Genomic DNA, 15,705 nt, shown 5'->3' on the forward strand with positions numbered 1-15,705 from the left:
TTTTATAATAGGTGCGACAAGATAAAGACGGCGCCGAACGCCGTTGCGAACTGAAGCGCGATCGTCCGCGTCGCCTGGCGCCAACCGAACAGTTTGCCGAGTTTTGTCATCGTAACGAGACACGACGTCGCCACTGAGGCGAACAAGACGAGTAAGAACACGTCGACGGTCGCCATGGCTGATGCCGATTCGTTCAACAATAGAATCCCATCTTTTCGGATGATGCTCGCGAACAAGGCGGCCGCCCCGACAGCCGGCAATTGTAAGAGCGACAGGATCGGTGTCATCGCCGACTCGAGCAGCGCGATCAGCCCAGTCCAATCGAGCAGCGCCGCGACCAGACAGATGAGCAAGAAGAGCGGCATCGCCTGCGTCATGAATTGACCGACGACGTCGCGGACGTGGCGCAGCACGTTCGCGGCCTGGGCCGGCTGCAAGAACGTCTCATGCCGCCAGAACAGCGGCACTTCTTTACGGGCAAACAGCTTCAAGTGCACGAGCGAGATGACGAGCAGGCTGAACACGTACGGGAACACGAGCATCGGCTTCCCGATGGCGCCGAACACGGACAGTGTCGCCCCCATCTGATAGCTGCACGCCGAACCGATCGAGATGAGCGAGGCGCAGTTCTTCTGTGTGCACGCATGACACCCTTTCGTCTGATCGAGCGCCGTCACGTTGCAACCGAAGCCACCAAGGAACGGAATCAAGTCCTGGCCACTCAAGCCGAGCTTGCGCATGACCGGATCGAGTGCGTCCGCAAGCTTGTCCTTCAGTCCGGTGTCATCAGTCACACCGACCATCACGCCGAGCAAGACGACGACCGGGAACGCCCAGACGAACGAATAGAGGCCGAGCGACAGCAAACCGAAATCGCCGAACAGCATCGTCGTTAAAAAGGCCCCGTCGATAAACGTCGACCCGACGTCAACGAAGCGCTCGATGAACGGCTCGAGCCTGCTCGCCACTTGATAGGCGAGGGCGACCGGGAGCCCGTACAACAGGATAATCGTGAGCACCGCTGCGACGACCCCGCCGACAGGGTGCTTCAAGAACAGATTGACCGGGTCCGTCTGCTTGACGTATAGACTCGTCAAGGCCGAGACATCTGCTAAGGACAGTGCCCGTGCCTCGGTCAACTGTTTGAAAAACGATTGTGTCTTCCACGTGCTGCCGGGCGTCTGCAGCATGACGTGGGGAATTTGCCGCTTCTTCAACTGGTGCTCGACTCGGCGCAGCGAATCCTCATCAAGTCGGTCGATGTGTGAGATGACGAGCAAAATCCGTTTGCCCGACGTGAGGACCCGTTCAAGCCGCTTCCACTCACGAATCAACTGATGAGCCCGAGCAAAGACGACATGGACGTCCGCTTCGTCCGTCACATGGCGATAGCGCTCGAAATCGGTGTCGTGCCGCAGCCCCGGCATGTCATGAAACGTCAGTCCGTTCGCCTCGAACGAGACGACATCGGTCGTCGACCCACGCTGGTTCAAGCCACGGGCCGTCTTGTACTGACTCAGCCGATAGAGGAGGCTCGATTTGCCGGACGATTCGAGTCCGATCAGTGCGACGTCCATCAGCAGTCACATCCGGCGTCGCAGCAGGACAAGTCGTCCAAGAACATATCGTTGTCAATATAGTCGTTGAAGACGTCGGCCTGGTCCTTGTCCACCTGCTGGTCCGACAGTGTCAACATCGTCTCGGCGACGACGGCGAAGCGCTGACGATATTTATAAAGGAAACAGAAGATGACGTTACGTTGCCGGACACTCGGTCCGATTAAAAATAGACGCTCGTCAATCGTCGAGCCGTCTCGGTCGTTCAAGACCGGCATACCGGAGGCGTCCCATTCGAACCATTCGCGGAACGGACCGAGGTTCGGTTTATAGCCGGTGGCGACGATTGGGACGTGATCCGTCTTGACCGTTCCGCCGTCCGTCTTGATCGAATAGATGCCATCTTGTTCGGTGATCGCTTGAACGGTCACGAAACGCGTCTTGACGCTCCCGTCCGAGAGCAACGGGAACAAACGTTGTCTCGTGTAAGGTGAGAGCGTCGTCGACGGGTCATGATGCTGCGTCCCCCATTGTTCTTTCATTAGGACGAGGACGTCGCGATGCTTGGCCAAATGGATGGCGGCATCTGCCGCCGACTCACCGCCGCCGATGATGACACTCGTCGACTCTTCGTCATACGCCGTCACGGTCGAGACGTGTTTGCCGGCCTCAAACGGCTGGATCGGCGCACCGTACTCACCCGTCGCCACGATGACAAAATCGCTCAGGCTAGTCCCGTCAGAGTGGCTCAGCTTAAACGCATCACCTTGTTTTTTAATTTTGTAAATGCCTCGCTTCTCGAACGGAATTTCATAAAACGCAACGAGACTCTTTAAGTAGCGTTGATACTCCAATCCGGTGAAACGCTCTTTATGGAGCGAATACGCTGGTGACGTATTCGGTGCGACTGCATTCAAATCGAGGGCGCCAAAACCATGCGCCGTGAAGGACGGGGTCAAAAACGTCGTCTCTTCCGGCCACTTCGCTAAACTGGCCCCAACTTCGTCTCGGTCGACCAAGACGAAAGGTAATCCTAACTTCTTCAATAAAATGGACATTCCAACGCCCGAGGGTCCGGCTCCGATGACGGTAATCATTCGACCACTCCTATCCCTTAATCGTAATCATTACTATTTATAGAACTGCTTGAGTAGGATTGTCAAGTCAGAAACCGGCCAAATAAAAAAATCGAAATAAATTTCAAAAATTAAATTGAAAATCGAATTTTATTTGATATTATGGACTAGAGACGGAAAAAAATTCTTTTTTTGAGGTGACGTTATGAAAATCGGTTTGATTGGATTAGGTAAAATGGGTTACAACTTGGCGCTCAATTTGAGTGACCACGGCCACACGGTCATCGGAACGGACGCGTCGAGCGTCGAGGCGACGACAGCGTTTGAAATCGTCCCGACACTTAAGGACGTCGTCGACAAGCTTGAGGCGCCCCGTGTCGTCTGGGCGATGGTCCCGGCTGGTGACATCACCGAGACGGTTCTCACTGAACTCTTCGAGCGACTCGAACCCGGTGACATCGTCATCGACGGCGGCAACTCGAACTATAAATTGTCGGTCGCACGCGCCGAGCAATTCGCAGAGAAGAACATCTCGTTCTTCGACTGCGGGACGAGCGGCGGGACGGACGGTGCACGCAACGGGGCCTGCACGATGGTCGGCGGTGACGCGAAGGCGTGGCCAACCATCGAGCCGATCTTCAAGGACCTCTCGGTCGAGAACGGCTACTTGTACACGGGACCGGCCGGCAGCGGCCACTTCCTCAAGATGATCCACAACGGCATCGAATACGGCATGATGCAAGCCATTGCCGAAGGGTTTGATATTTTAGAGAAGAGTCCGTTCGACTACGACTACGAACAAGTGGCCCGCGTCTGGAACCACGGCTCGGTCGTCCGGTCATGGCTCATGGAACTGACCGAGAACGCGTTCAAAAAAGACGCCAAGCTCGATGAGATCCGTGGCGTCATGCATTCTTCAGGGGAAGGAAAATGGACGGTCGAGACGGCGCTCGAACTGCAGGCGGCGGCCCCGGTCATCGCCATGTCACTCATGATGCGCTATCGCTCGCTCGAGGACGACACGTTCTCAGGTAAAGTCGTCGCCGCACTCCGCAACGAGTTCGGAGGCCACGCGGTCGTCAAAAAATAATGTTCGGGAGAAGGTCAGGGGTGGCCTTTTCCTTTGTAAAAATTTGTAAACGGTTACACATACGGTAAAGGGGGAACTAAATATGTCAGGCTCTACACTTATCTTGATCGCCGTCGCCGGCATCTTCTTGCTCTTATTTTTGGTCATGCGGACGAAACTTCATGCGTTCGTCTCGCTCTTGCTCGTCAGCTTGCTCGTTGGGATCGCGGCCGGAATGCCGCTCGGGGATGTCATCACCTCGATTCAGAACGGGATGGGCGGGACGCTAGGTTTCGTCGCCGTCGTCGTCGGACTCGGTGCCATGTTTGGTAAAATGTTAGAAGTATCAGGTGGCGCGGAACGTCTCGCCCAGACACTCGTCAACAAGTTCGGTGAGGACAAGGCACAATGGGCACTCGCCATCACCGGCTTCATCGTCGCCGTCCCGGTCTTCTTCGACGTCGGCTTCATCATTCTCGTTCCAATCGTTTATGGCCTCGCCAAGCGGACGGGTCGCTCGCTGCTCTACTACGGCATCCCGCTCCTCGCCGGCCTCGCCGTCACACATAGCTTCATCCCGCCGACACCAGGTCCGATTGCGGTCGCAAACCTCATCGGTGCTGAGCTCGGTTGGGTCATCTTGTTCGGAGTGATCGCCGGGATTCCGGCAGCGATTCTCGCCGGTCCAATTTTCGGGAAGTACATCGCGAACAAGATTCACGTCACCATCCCGGACTATATGGAATTTGAAGAGATCGACACATCGAAAGAACTGCCAAGTTTCAAAATGATCATCTCGCTCATCTCGATCCCGCTCGTGTTGATTCTTGCGAACACGTTGTCTGCGGTACTGTTAGATGAAGGAAATACGATTCGTACGTTCTTGACGTTCATGGGTCATCCGTTCGTCGCTTTGACGATCGCGACGCTCCTCACGTTCATCTTCCTCGGCACGCGCCGTGGTTACACACGTGACGAAGTGCAAGAGATTGCGACGAAAGCGCTCGAACCGGCCGGGATCATCATCCTTGTCACCGGTGCCGGCGGCGTGTTCAAACAAATCTTGATCGACTCAGGTGTCGGTGACGTCCTTGGGGAGATGATGGCCGGGTCACCGCTTCCGGCGATCGTGCTCGCCTTCTTGATTGCGACCGTCGTCCGCGTCGCCCAAGGTTCAGCGACCGTATCAATGGTCACGGCGGCAGGACTCATCACGCCGCTTCTTGAGATTCAAAACATCACTGGGGCCGCGCTCGGCTTGATCGTCATCGCCATCGCTTCCGGTGCGACTGTCCTCTCACACGTCAACGACTCGGGCTTCTGGCTCGTCAACCGCTACTTCGGTCTAGACGTGAAAGACACGCTCAAATCGTGGACCGTCATGGAGACGATTATCGGACTGACCGGATTTGCGGTCGTCTTCTTGATCAGCCTATTCATCATTTAACAAAGGAAGTGATTGTGTGTACACCATTGGCGTCGACATTGGGACGACGAGTACAAAAGCCGTCCTGTTTCAGAATCACCAACAACTCGCGGTACATAACGTGCTGTATCCGCTCCTCACCCCGGACACGGAGACGGCCGAGCAAGACCCGGTCGTCATCTACGGGGCGGTGCTTGAAGCAGTCAGTGCCGTCCGGGCGCAAGCCGACGGGCCGATCCGCTTCGTCTCGTTCAGCTCGGCGATGCACAGCTTGATCGCACTCGATGTGTCAGGGCGTCCGCTCACGAACAGTATCACCTGGGCCGATAGCCGGGCCAACCCGTACACGCAGGAGATCAAACGCGACTTTGACGCGAGTGCGCTCCATATGCGCACCGGCACACCGGTCCATCCGATGGCGCCGCTGTCGAAACTGCGTTGGTTAAAAGCGGAACATGCGGACGTGTTCAAGCGTGCCGCCAAGTTCGTCTCGATCAAAGAGTACGTCTTCTATCGCCTGACCGGACGCTTCGTCGTCGACCATTCGATCGCCTCGGCGACCGGTCTGTTCAATTTGAAGACGTGCGACTGGGACGCGGAGGCGTTACATATCGCCGGCGTCACACCGGACCAACTGTCCGAACTCGTGCCGACGACCGAGATCATTCAATTGAAGCAAGACGTGCGTGAGACGCTCGGCTGGGACTTCCCGCTCGTTATCGGGGCAAGCGACGGCGTGCTGTCGAACCTCGGTGTTGGGGCGTTCGAACCGGGCGTCGTCGCCGTCACGATCGGGACGAGCGGTGCCATCCGGACGGTCGTCCGTGAGCCGGTCGAGGACCCGAAAGGCCGGATCTTCTGTTACGCCTTGACCGACAAGCATTGGGTCATCGGTGGACCGGTCAACAACGGCGGCATCATCTTGCGTTGGCTCCGAGACGAGTTCGCAGCGAGCGAGGTCGAGACGGCGAAACGGCTCGGCATGGATGCGTATGATGTACTGACGCGTATCGCTGAAACGGTCAAGCCGGGCTCGGACGGACTCCTGTTCCATCCGTACTTGATGGGCGAACGGGCCCCGCTCTGGGACTCGAACGCGCGCGGCTCATTCTTCGGCCTAAGCATCCATCATAAGCGTGAGCACTTCATCCGTGCCGTCTTAGAAGGCGTCATCTTCAACTTGTATACGGTCATGCTCGCACTCGACGAACTGACGGGCGCACCGAACCGGATCCATGCGACGGGCGGTTTCGCCCAGTCGAAGCTATGGCGCCAGATGATGGCCGACATCTTCGACACGCCGGTCGTCGTGCCGGAAAGTCATGAGAGTTCGTGCTTAGGTGCGGTCATGCTCGGCGAGTATGCGTTCGGTGACATCGACGACTTCACGGCGGTACCGCAAGTGACGCATGAGCACATTCCGGACGTAGAGGCGACGACAATCTACCGGGAACTGCTCCCGATCTATATTCGCTTATCGCGTCATTTCGCGGAAGAGTATGAAGCGATTGCTGCGTTTCAGCGGAAGCATGTATGAGAAAAGCCGAGTCCTTCAAGGGCTCGGTTTTTTTGAGGGAATCAATTATTCGGATGCGGTCGCAGGTGCTAAAGTACATCCGTCATCGGAATACGATCATTTGAATGAATGACAGGATTACGAAAGGATATTCAATTACATATCTGGAAAATAACGATAGGGTTAAAAGTGTCTACACTGCTCTTGGAAGGGTTATAAGTTTTAGTGAATGAAAAGGATGATCATCAGGAGAAGGGATTGATTCAGTGGCCATTGCTGTCGGATATATCATTGCATGTATAGGTGCACTTGCGGCTTATTTGCTTAGTACAGGAGAATCGAGAAAGAAAAAATATAAAATATGGGGCATCGCTCTGATGCTTCCCATTTCACCCGCTTTAGCTTTTTCGATTGGACTCTCTTATGCAATTAGTGTCCAAAATGGTTGGGCCGGATTAATCATGTGGCTTATCTTCCCTATTATTTTCTTAATCGGACTCACTCTGCTGTTAGTTGGCATTTTCAAAAAAGAAAAAGATAACCAAGCGAACAGAACTTCTAGTACATAGAAGTTCTGTTCGACTTGATTGTCTTCAAGAAATTGAGCGATTTCACTCGTACGTCACCATGACGAACTGTCCGGACGCGCGCTGACTCGTCAGTCTCAACTTCGTCTCCTTCGTGCCTTCCGGGAAGAGCGGGATGCCTTCTCCTAGGACGACCGGTGCGATGGCGATCTCATAACGATCGATCAAATCGTGTTCCATCGCGGCCTTGATGATTTCCCCGCCGCCGATGAGCCAGACGTCTTTGTCGACTTCTCGTTTCAACCGCTCGATCAACTGCTCGATCGGCTCGTCCGTAAACGTGACGTGCTCGGCTTCCCGCTCCGGGCTCCGCGTCAGAATGTAGTTCGGGATGTCCGGGTACGGATAGCGGTCAGGCTCTAACTTCAACACTTCCTCGTATGTCTTCCGCCCCATGATGACCGCACCGACCGTCTTGAAGAAGTCGGCGTAACCGTTGTCCCCATCCCCAATAATTTCAAATAGCCAATCGAGCTGATCGTTCGTCCGAGCGATCTTTCCATCTAAACTCATCGCGATATATACGACGACGTTTGCCATGATGTATTCCTCCTTGGTTCGTGATACATTCAGCTTAATCGACAAACACGACAAAACATGACGGGAATGGTTCATTTGAAAAAACGACATTTGCAGTTGATCCGATTGCTCAACCGGGGACGACGCTTCACGGCGGACGAACTGGCGACAGAGACGGGTGCCTCGGTCCGGACGATTCAACGGGACATGTTCACGCTTGAAGAACTCGGCTATCCGATATGGAGCGTCCCTGGCACGGGCGGCGGTTATGAGATGTTGCCGAACCGCTTGCTACCGCCGCTCCAGCTCCGGGAGCAAGAAGCGGTCGCGCTCTACCTCACGCTCAAATGGATGGAACAGATCCCGGACGTACCGTTCGGCGATATGCGCGACACGCTGTCCGACTGGTACGTGAACGAGCTGCCGCACGACCTCGAGATGAAGATCGCCCGACTTGAAAAGAACATTCTTTGGCTCGGGAACAAGACTGTCCCGCCGGCACCGTTCACGAAAGACGTCTATGAGGCGGTCGAACGAAAACGAAAAGTCGAAATGACGTACGCGACGACGAAAGGACAACGGACGTTCACAATCGAGCCGGTCGGGATGGCGCTCCTCAACTTCAAATGGTACGTGTTCGGTCTCTCGGATTACGGGTTGCGTCAATATCGGATCGACCGGGTCGAAGCGCTACGCCTGCTAGATAAGACGTTTGAAGCAGATGATTTGGCGACGCTCCTCGAAACAATTGACGAACGAACCGGCGTGACCGTCCGGCTCAATATCACTCCGCTCGGCCGCCGTCTGCTTGAAGACGTATTACCCGATATCGCTGAAAAGAATGAGTGGGATGTGCCGGAAGCAGAGCTCCCGTTCTTGTCGCGGCAGTTGCTCGCGGCCGGCGCGGAAGTCGAGGTCGTGGCACCGATCGAATTGCGTGAGATGATGCGAGATCAAACAGAACGGCTTTGGGACCTGTATCGGTAATCAAATCGCCACTCGAATTGAACGAGACGATTGGTTCAGGGCTGTTCTATTTAACATCATTAAGCGAGAATTCTCCCACCTCTAAGCGTCTGGGGCGAGGCCCAACGTAGGTGGGAGATGAATCGCCCGTACATAAACCTCTTGGGCACCCCTGTGACATAATTACGAACATAAGTTCTTGATTCCGTCAGATTTCCCTTCCCCCGCCGCGGGTATCGGAATGGGAAGAGAATCATCCTGACGCCGGGTGTGAAGGAGGGACAGACATGCTGAAGGGCTATAAATACCGGCTCCACCCGACGGCGGCACAGGCCGAGTTCCTGGTCAGGACGATCGGCTGCGCCCGGTTCGTCTACAACAAGCTGCTCGAGGACCGCATCGCCCTCCACGAGGAGGCGAAGGCGAACGGCAGGCCGAAGCGGAAGCCGCCGACGCCGGCCTCCTACAAGCCGCTGTTCCCGTTCCTCTGCGAGGCGGACAGCCTCGCGCTCGCGAACGCGAAGCTTCACCTCGACGCGGCGTTCGCGAAGTTCTTCGCCGGGACGGCCGGCTTCCCGGTGTTCAAGTCGAAACGGAAGGCGCGCGCGTCCTACACGACGAACAACCAGCACGGCACGATCCGCATCGAAGGGGGCCATGTCCGGCTCCCGAAGGTCGGATTCATCCGCTTCACACAGCACCGAATCTTCGACGGCGAGATCCGGTCGGCGACCGTGTCGATGACCAAGACGGGCAAGTTCTTCGTGTCGCTCCTCGTCGAGCAGGACGACGAGCCGTGGGTCCCCGCCGAGCACAAGATCGGGATCGACCTCGGCCTCGGGCACTTCGCCGTCATGACGAACGACGCGCTCGTCACGGAGAAGATCCCGAACCCGCGCAACCTGCGCGAGGCCGAGGCGCGGCTCAAACGTGCGCAGCGCGCGCTGTCCCGCAAGAAGCCCGGCAGCCGGAACCGCGAGAAGGCACGGCTCCTATTGGCCAAGAAGCACGAGCAGGTCAAGAACCGACGGCACGACTTCCTCCACAAGCTGTCACGACGCATCGTCGACGAGAACCAAGTCGTCGTGGTCGAGACGCTGAAGCCGAGGGAGATGATGCAGGACCGCCGCCTGGCAAAGTCGATCGGGGACGCCGGATGGGGGGAGTTCGTCCGCCAATTGGAATATAAGGCGAGGTTCTATGGACGGACACTCATCAAGGCCGACCCGTGGTTCGCCTCGACCCAAGTCTGTTCGGCCTGCGGCGAGAACGGCGGCAGGAAGGAGCTAGACGTCCGCGAATGGACATGCGCCGCATGCGGGGTGCTCCATGACCGCGACGTCAACGCGAGCCTCAACCTGTTGGGTCTCGCCGACTGAAAACCTTCAGGGCAGGGACTGCCCGACGCGCTTGGTCCACAACCGTGGCTGGTCAAAGCATGGTCTTCCCAAGAAGCTCCCACTTCAAGTTGCGAAGCAAATAAGTGGTGAGTAGTTCACAGGGCTACTATGAAGAAGGCAATATGATCGTCACCGAGCAAGGCATCGGCGTCGTCACGTTGCCGCTCGCAATCGGACTCGTCTTCGCCTCACTTATCAAAGGTATCCAGTTCTTCAAAACACCGTCAGCCATCAACTGACACGAGTCACACTAAAAAGCAGCCCAACCATGAACGGTTGGGCTGCTTTGTTCAATTCGCTTGATCCATATCTTTATGAATCTTGAGCAGTTCGTTCTTGTACAAATCAGAACGTCCTCCGAAGATGGCCTGAATGTTATTTTTCACTTTGACGACCCCGGCCGCCCCGAGTGCTTTTAACTCTTCCTCATCGATGCGCGAGACGTCTTTCAGTTCGACGCGTAGCCGTGTGAAACAGGCGTCGATGTCGACGATATTGTCACGACCCCCGAGTGCCTCTTGAATGGCAAGTGCCGTCGTCTGAATCGACGTTTTTGTCGATTTCTTATCGTTATAGTCTTTTCGTGTGAACAGTTTCGTCTCTTGTCCCCCACGACCTGGCGTCGCCAAGTTCCACTTTTTAATAGCAAATGTAAAGATGCCGTAGTAGACGAAGAAGAATCCAGCCCCGGCAACGAGGTTCATCCACCAACGTGGTGTCCCTGGCAGCACATTCACCAAGATGTAATCGATGAATCCTGAACCCCCGGCCCAACCAATATGAACGTCGAGTGCATACATGAGTGCGAACGAGATTCCGGTCAAGACACTATGGATGATGTATAAAATCGGTGCGACAAAGAGGAACGTGAACTCGATCGGCTCCGTGATTCCTGTCAGAAACGCTGTCCCAGCTGCCGCGAGCAGAAGACCACGTACGACCGGACGCTTATCCGGATCCGCTTGCCGATACATCGCCAATGCTGCTCCGAGCAATCCGAACATGATGATCGGGAATTTACCGGCCATGAATCGACCAGCCGTCACATCGACCCCTTCAGCAATTTGAGCGAGGAAGATATACTGATCTCCGTTTACAATCGTATCACCGACCGTCGCCGTGCCACCGAGTGACGTCCATAAGAACGGCGCATACCAAATATGATGGAGACCTGTTGGAATCAACAATCGTTCGAGCATGCCGTATAGCCCGACGTAGGCCGGGTTCGTCGCATCGCTCGCGATTACGTTCGCCATCGCCGTGAGAGCCGTCTGAATCGGTGGCCAGATGAGCATCATGACGAAACCGAGCAAGATAGAGAAGAACACCATCACAATCCCAACCGAGCGACCTCCGGCGAAGAAACCGAGCATCTCTGGTGGATTGAATGTATGGAACTTCTTATACACCCAGACGGCGAGCAAGCCGACCGCGATTCCGCCGAGCACGCCCGTCTCGAGTGACGGGATGCCAAGCAGCATGCCGTACTCCCCGCTCTCAGTCGCCATCTCTGGCGTGATGCCAAGCGCGATCGAGATCGTCGTGTTCATGATGACGTAGCCGACGAGCGCGGCGAGCGCCGCGATTCCCGAGCCGCCGGACAGACCGACCGCGACACCGATTGCAAAGATGATCGGCAAGTTGGCAAAGATGCTCAAGCCGATTTGCAACATCCCGGCGCTGACCGCCTCGACCGTCCCGTTTTGAAGAAACGTCCAACTTTCCGCGAGCGGACCGGTCAACGCCGCCCCGAGACCGAGCAAAATTCCTGCTGCCGGCAAAAGCGCCACCGGCACCATGAGTGCCTTCCCAAACTTTTGAAATACCCCGAACCATTGACTCATCTGATTCACTCCTCATGTGTAAGCGTTGTCAATTCATAAAGCGAATAAAGGGGATGCTATCCCCTTTTATTTAGCGCGTGACCGTTTCTCGTTGTTTGAGGGCCGGCCAGTAGTTCTCATTCTCGGTAATCAAGTCGTCAAGGATTTGACGGGCGATCGGCGCGTCGACGACAGTCCGATTAAGTGTCAACGCCTGGAGCGCTTTCTCATAGCTGTTCTCGAAGTAAGCGTCGACGACGAGCTGCTCGTAGGCGAGCTGTCCTTCAATCATCCCTTTATAGAAACGCGGGATGTGCCCGACGGCGAACGGTTTCGGTCCGCGGTTCGTGAGCATCGCTGGCACTTCGACCATCGCATCGTCCGGCAAGTTGGCGATGATGCCATCGTTCTTCACCATGACGATAAAGATGTCCCCGTTGTTGTAGGCAAGTGACGCCGCGACACGGATCATGTAGCACCCGTGGATGTCGACTTCAAGATGCGCGTTCTCGAGCGAGTCGTCGGCAATGATTTGGTCGCACATCGAGAAGACGCGCTGTTGTCGCCCGTTGATGACTTGGCGGGCCCGCGTGTTCGATACGTCTTCCTTCTCTGCCATGTCGGACGGGTACAGGTAGTATTGGAGATACGTGTTCGGCAAGTATTCCGGGAAGTCGGTAAGCATCTTCTCGACTTGCTTGAACGTCTTGATCCACGATGGATCGTTGGCGATCTCTGAGTCTTCGGGAATGAAGCCGTCCTCCAAGATGGCGCGCTTGATGTCTTGCGTCAACTCGTTGCCTTCTTTGTCATAAATGCCTGTGAACCAGCCAAAGTGATTGAGCCCGAAATATTCCGGAACGAGATCCCAAATCTCTTTCCCGAGAATTTTCGCGTAGCTCACCATGATGGCCGCCGGCATGTCACAGATGTTCATAATCTTCTTATCGTTTGGATAGGCCCGTTTCAATGCTTCAGCGACAATCGCCGCCGGGTTCGTATAGTTTAAAATCCAGCTGTCCGGTGACCCGGCGCGGATGTCTGAGACGAGTTCAATCATATCGCCGATTGAACGCATCCCGTAAGACATACCACCCGGTCCGCACGTTTCTTGTCCAACCACACCATGACGGAGCGGAATCTGTTCATCTTTCTCGCGCATCTCCAAGCCACCGGTCCGAATTTGGACGAAGAAAAAGTCTTTGTTTTTAAAGGCATATTCTTTGTCCGTCGTATATTCGAACAACTCAAGTTCTGGATAATGCTCACGCAAGATGACCTCAGTCGCTTTCGCGACTCGCTCTTGGCGTTCACCATCTGTATCATAAAATGTGATTGAACGTAATGGGAAGTGCGCTTTCTCTTCGATCAAGCTCATGATCATACCGATTGTGTACGTACTACCGCCACCTACGACGACGAGTCGTTGTCTCTGTTTCATGTTTCGTTTCCCCTTTCAATATACATATCTAATTGATTACAATACAAATTTAATACATATATTTTTCGTCGTCAACATTATTTTTGAAAACGTTTTACTTTGTGTATACTGAATGTATAAATCCAAGTGGAAATCGGAGGTGTTTTTCATGAAGGCAAAGTCCCCGCTTTATCAACAAGTCGCACAAAGTATGCGCGGCTTCATCGAATCTGGCACGTGGGCTCCTGGAGAGGCAATCCCGACAGAAGCGCAACTCGTCGAAGAGTTCGACGTGAGTCGAGTCACTGTCCGCCAGGCTGTCAAGCTACTTCAAGAGGAAGGACTGTTGTGGAAACGACAAGGAAGCGGCACGTACGTCCAGTCCGAGAAGATCGAACACAATATGTATGAACTGAAAAGTTTCACCGAAGACATGAAGCGAGAGGGAAAAGATGTGACGAACAAAGTACTTACCTTCACGCTACAACCACCGAATGAGAAAGTTCGAGAAGCGCTCGAACTTAAAACAGGAGAACTCGTCTTCTATGTAAGACGCCAACGATTCGCGGACGGTGAGCCGCTCATCGTCGAGGACACGTACCTCCCGCTCAAGCTCTTTCCTGATTTGACGTACGAAGTGATGACCCGGTCGAAGTACGAGTACATCGAGAACGTCAAACAATTGAAGATTGCCGACAGCGTCCAAGAGTTCATCCCAGTGCTCCCGACGAAAGAGATTGCCGGGATGCTTGGAGTGAGCGAACGGACGCCGGTACTCAAAGTCGAGCTGTATTCCTTCCTCATGGACGGGAGCCGCTTCGAGTTTACGGAGACGTATTTCAAGAGCGAAGAATACCGCTTCATCATCCGTGCCGGACGCAGGCATTGAATTAAATATAGACGTATGTGACGACATCGAGCGATTCGATGTCGATTTTTTTGTTTGTTCGATTTTTAGGAATGTAATCGGGTAAAGAGTAACGTATATTTCACGCCGGCACCGTCCAACCCCCGTCGACTTAACGTTAGGAGGGTTTGTACGATGAAGAAGCGTTTGATTTTGTTCGTGTTGGCCTTTTTATTAATTAGTCCTTTGTCGCCAGCAAGCGCGGCGACGCCGAAAGCGTACAACGACCGCAGCCTTATCTATTTGACGTTCGATGACGGGCCGCATCGTCAGACGGGCGCGTTGCTCGACGTTTTGAAGAAGCATAAGGTCAAGGCCACGTTTTTCATTCTCGGCAACAATATAAAAGGCAATGAGAAACTGCTGAAGCGGATCGTCGCCGAAGGACACCTCATCGCTCTGCACGGGATGACGCACGACCGGCATAAGTTTTACCGGACGCCGACGACAGCCGTGCGCGAGATGCAGACGGTCCAAAAGCTCGTCTTCCAAGTGACAGGCGTCAAATCGAACATCGTCCGCACCCCATACGGTAGCGACCCGTACATGACATCAGCGCACAGGCAAGCGATGGCGAAAGCCGGCTTCCAAATGTGGGACTGGAACATCGACAGTCTCGACTACCGGTATAAGTCGGACAACCGCCGCGTCCAAAATCAAGTGTTCGCCCGGCTCGACGCGAACTACAGAGCGAGAATCGCCTCGATCATCCTGACGCACGACCATTCGATCACCCCGACCGCACTCGACTACATCCTCCGACATTCGAAGAAACGCGGCTACGAATTCAGGACGCTACAAGGCATCAAAACCCCGCACAACTTCTTCAATAAATGGAAGCCAAGACAGTAAAAAATGCCGAGTCGCATGGACTCGGCACTGCTGTTTACATTTCGAGCTCTGTGAACGCGAGCGGAACGAGTTCTTCGAGCGTCACTTCTTTGACGTCGGCGTTGCCGTTCGTGAGCAACACTTTAAAGTCCGGATCACCGAACTCGACGAGCACTTGGCGGCAGATGCTGCATGGCGGTAAGAAGTCGACCGTGTCACCTGACACCGCAACGGCTTCGAAGTCACCTTTTTTATAACCTTGCGCGATGGCCGTGAATACAGCCGTGCGCTCGGCACAGTTCGTCGCTCCGAACGAGACGTTCTCGACGTTGACGCCGTCGATGACCGTCCCGTCCTTCATAAGAAGGGCCGCTCCGACGCGGAAGTTCGAATACGGTGAGTAGGCGTTGTCTTTCAATTGACGGGCGCGCTCGACTAATTGTTGTTGGTTCATGGGATTGTATCCTCTCTGACTCAAAATGAACTGATGCCAGTTCCCGTGCCTCGATTTTTGGGCAGGATTTTTAGCATACACCCCACATCGACCAAAGTCAACGTCTTTTTGATGGCGCTTTCACCTAGACGAAACAGGAGCCGTGTCCCACCAGA

15 protein-coding genes are annotated in these 15,705 nt (G+C 54.7%); 9 read left to right on the top strand and 6 right to left on the bottom strand.

Annotated features, from left to right (window positions below; genetic code table 11):
- Window positions 1-2: 2 nt before the first annotated feature.
- Together EVJ23_RS04505 and EVJ23_RS04510 are read right to left on the bottom strand one after the other, a co-directional pair.
- Window positions 3-1,577, bottom strand: coding sequence for a nucleoside recognition domain-containing protein (locus tag EVJ23_RS04505; protein ID WP_131464471.1), 1,575 nt, complete (start codon window positions 1,575-1,577; stop codon window positions 3-5).
- A complete protein-coding gene (locus EVJ23_RS04510; protein ID WP_070328381.1) occupies window positions 1,577-2,653 on the bottom strand; it encodes an NAD(P)/FAD-dependent oxidoreductase in 1,077 nt (358 codons plus the stop codon). The genes EVJ23_RS04505 and EVJ23_RS04510 overlap by 1 nt, the downstream gene beginning before the upstream one ends.
- 184 nt (window positions 2,654-2,837) lie before the next feature.
- On the opposite strand from EVJ23_RS04510, the gene gnd reads away from it, so the two are divergent.
- The 4 genes from gnd (at window position 2,838) to EVJ23_RS04530 (ending at window position 7,212) form a co-directional block, all read left to right on the top strand.
- The gene (gene gnd, locus EVJ23_RS04515; RefSeq protein ID WP_070328380.1) at window positions 2,838-3,722 is read left to right on the top strand and encodes a phosphogluconate dehydrogenase (NAD(+)-dependent, decarboxylating); all 885 of its coding nucleotides are present in this window, start codon (window positions 2,838-2,840) and stop codon (window positions 3,720-3,722) included.
- A gap of 82 nt (window positions 3,723-3,804) precedes the next feature.
- On the top strand, window positions 3,805-5,148 hold the full coding sequence (locus EVJ23_RS04520) for a GntT/GntP/DsdX family permease (protein ID WP_016507825.1): 1,344 nt from the start codon (window positions 3,805-3,807) through the stop codon (window positions 5,146-5,148).
- Window positions 5,149-5,164: 16 nt separating this feature from the next.
- Complete coding sequence (gene gntK / locus EVJ23_RS04525; RefSeq protein WP_070328378.1) at window positions 5,165-6,664, top strand: gluconokinase; 1,500 nt, start codon at window positions 5,165-5,167, stop codon at window positions 6,662-6,664.
- 245 nt (window positions 6,665-6,909) lie between these two features.
- Entirely contained in the window at window positions 6,910-7,212 is a 303-nt protein-coding gene (locus EVJ23_RS04530; protein WP_131464474.1) for a hypothetical protein, read from the top strand.
- 42 nt (window positions 7,213-7,254) lie between these two features.
- Here EVJ23_RS04530 and EVJ23_RS04535 read toward each other — a convergent pair whose 3' ends face one another.
- Entirely contained in the window at window positions 7,255-7,770 is a 516-nt protein-coding gene (locus tag EVJ23_RS04535) for a dihydrofolate reductase family protein (RefSeq protein WP_131464477.1), read from the bottom strand.
- A 66-nt stretch (window positions 7,771-7,836) separates the two neighbouring features.
- On the opposite strand from EVJ23_RS04535, the gene EVJ23_RS04540 reads away from it, so the two are divergent.
- The 3 genes from EVJ23_RS04540 (at window position 7,837) to EVJ23_RS15205 (ending at window position 10,354) form a co-directional block, all read left to right on the top strand.
- On the top strand, window positions 7,837-8,736 hold the full coding sequence (locus EVJ23_RS04540) for a helix-turn-helix transcriptional regulator (protein ID WP_131464480.1): 900 nt from the start codon (window positions 7,837-7,839) through the stop codon (window positions 8,734-8,736).
- A 266-nt stretch (window positions 8,737-9,002) separates the two neighbouring features.
- Window positions 9,003-10,094: an RNA-guided endonuclease TnpB family protein gene (locus EVJ23_RS04545; RefSeq protein ID WP_131464483.1), complete on the top strand. Its 1,092-nt coding sequence runs from the start codon at window positions 9,003-9,005 to the stop codon at window positions 10,092-10,094.
- Window positions 10,095-10,201: 107 nt separating this feature from the next.
- Window positions 10,202-10,354 (top strand): hypothetical protein, encoded by a 153-nt coding sequence (locus EVJ23_RS15205; protein WP_161567011.1) that lies wholly within the window; start codon window positions 10,202-10,204, stop codon window positions 10,352-10,354.
- Window positions 10,355-10,405: 51 nt separating this feature from the next.
- On the opposite strand, the gene EVJ23_RS04550 is transcribed toward EVJ23_RS15205, so the two are convergent.
- Together EVJ23_RS04550 and EVJ23_RS04555 are read right to left on the bottom strand one after the other, a co-directional pair.
- On the bottom strand, window positions 10,406-11,959 hold the full coding sequence (locus EVJ23_RS04550; RefSeq protein ID WP_131464485.1) for a PTS transporter subunit EIIC: 1,554 nt from the start codon (window positions 11,957-11,959) through the stop codon (window positions 10,406-10,408).
- Window positions 11,960-12,029: 70 nt separating this feature from the next.
- Window positions 12,030-13,379 carry a 6-phospho-alpha-glucosidase gene (locus EVJ23_RS04555; RefSeq protein ID WP_131464488.1) on the bottom strand — a complete coding sequence of 450 codons (1,350 nt, stop codon included), beginning with the start codon at window positions 13,377-13,379 and terminating at the stop codon, window positions 12,030-12,032.
- Window positions 13,380-13,527: 148 nt separating this feature from the next.
- Here EVJ23_RS04555 and EVJ23_RS04560 point away from each other — a divergent pair, with 148 nt between their 5' ends.
- Complete coding sequence (locus EVJ23_RS04560) at window positions 13,528-14,247, top strand: GntR family transcriptional regulator (protein WP_131464491.1); 720 nt, start codon at window positions 13,528-13,530, stop codon at window positions 14,245-14,247.
- A 153-nt stretch (window positions 14,248-14,400) separates the two neighbouring features.
- Window positions 14,401-15,117, top strand: a complete 717-nt coding sequence (locus EVJ23_RS04565; RefSeq protein ID WP_131464494.1) for a polysaccharide deacetylase family protein — start codon at window positions 14,401-14,403, stop codon at window positions 15,115-15,117.
- Between the two features lie 34 nt (window positions 15,118-15,151).
- On the opposite strand, the gene EVJ23_RS04570 is transcribed toward EVJ23_RS04565, so the two are convergent.
- Window positions 15,152-15,550: a cytidine deaminase gene (locus EVJ23_RS04570; protein ID WP_131464497.1), complete on the bottom strand. Its 399-nt coding sequence runs from the start codon at window positions 15,548-15,550 to the stop codon at window positions 15,152-15,154.
- Window positions 15,551-15,705: the final 155 nt, after the last annotated feature.

The sequence above is a fragment of the Exiguobacterium sp. SH1S1 genome (assembly GCF_004337245.1).
Taxonomy (GTDB): Bacteria; Bacillota; Bacilli; order Exiguobacteriales; family Exiguobacteriaceae; genus Exiguobacterium; species Exiguobacterium aurantiacum_A.

What these genes read in the sequence shown, in the direction of transcription:
- EVJ23_RS04505 (WP_131464471.1), bottom strand. Translation starts at nt 1,577, where the DNA reads ATGGACGTCGCACTGATCGGACTCGAATCGTCCGGCAAATCGAGCCTC.
- EVJ23_RS04510 (WP_070328381.1), bottom strand. Translation starts at nt 2,653, where the DNA reads ATGATTACCGTCATCGGAGCCGGACCCTCGGGCGTTGGAATGTCCATT.
- gnd (WP_070328380.1), top strand. Translation starts at nt 2,838, where the DNA reads ATGAAAATCGGTTTGATTGGATTAGGTAAAATGGGTTACAACTTGGCG.
- EVJ23_RS04520 (WP_016507825.1), top strand. Translation starts at nt 3,805, where the DNA reads ATGTCAGGCTCTACACTTATCTTGATCGCCGTCGCCGGCATCTTCTTG.
- EVJ23_RS04535 (WP_131464477.1), bottom strand. Translation starts at nt 7,770, where the DNA reads ATGGCAAACGTCGTCGTATATATCGCGATGAGTTTAGATGGAAAGATC.
- EVJ23_RS04540 (WP_131464480.1), top strand. Translation starts at nt 7,837, where the DNA reads ATGGTTCATTTGAAAAAACGACATTTGCAGTTGATCCGATTGCTCAAC.
- EVJ23_RS04545 (WP_131464483.1), top strand. Translation starts at nt 9,003, where the DNA reads ATGCTGAAGGGCTATAAATACCGGCTCCACCCGACGGCGGCACAGGCC.
- EVJ23_RS04550 (WP_131464485.1), bottom strand. Translation starts at nt 11,959, where the DNA reads ATGAGTCAATGGTTCGGGGTATTTCAAAAGTTTGGGAAGGCACTCATG.
- EVJ23_RS04555 (WP_131464488.1), bottom strand. Translation starts at nt 13,379, where the DNA reads ATGAAACAGAGACAACGACTCGTCGTCGTAGGTGGCGGTAGTACGTAC.
- EVJ23_RS04560 (WP_131464491.1), top strand. Translation starts at nt 13,528, where the DNA reads ATGAAGGCAAAGTCCCCGCTTTATCAACAAGTCGCACAAAGTATGCGC.
- EVJ23_RS04565 (WP_131464494.1), top strand. Translation starts at nt 14,401, where the DNA reads ATGAAGAAGCGTTTGATTTTGTTCGTGTTGGCCTTTTTATTAATTAGT.
- EVJ23_RS04570 (WP_131464497.1), bottom strand. Translation starts at nt 15,550, where the DNA reads ATGAACCAACAACAATTAGTCGAGCGCGCCCGTCAATTGAAAGACAAC.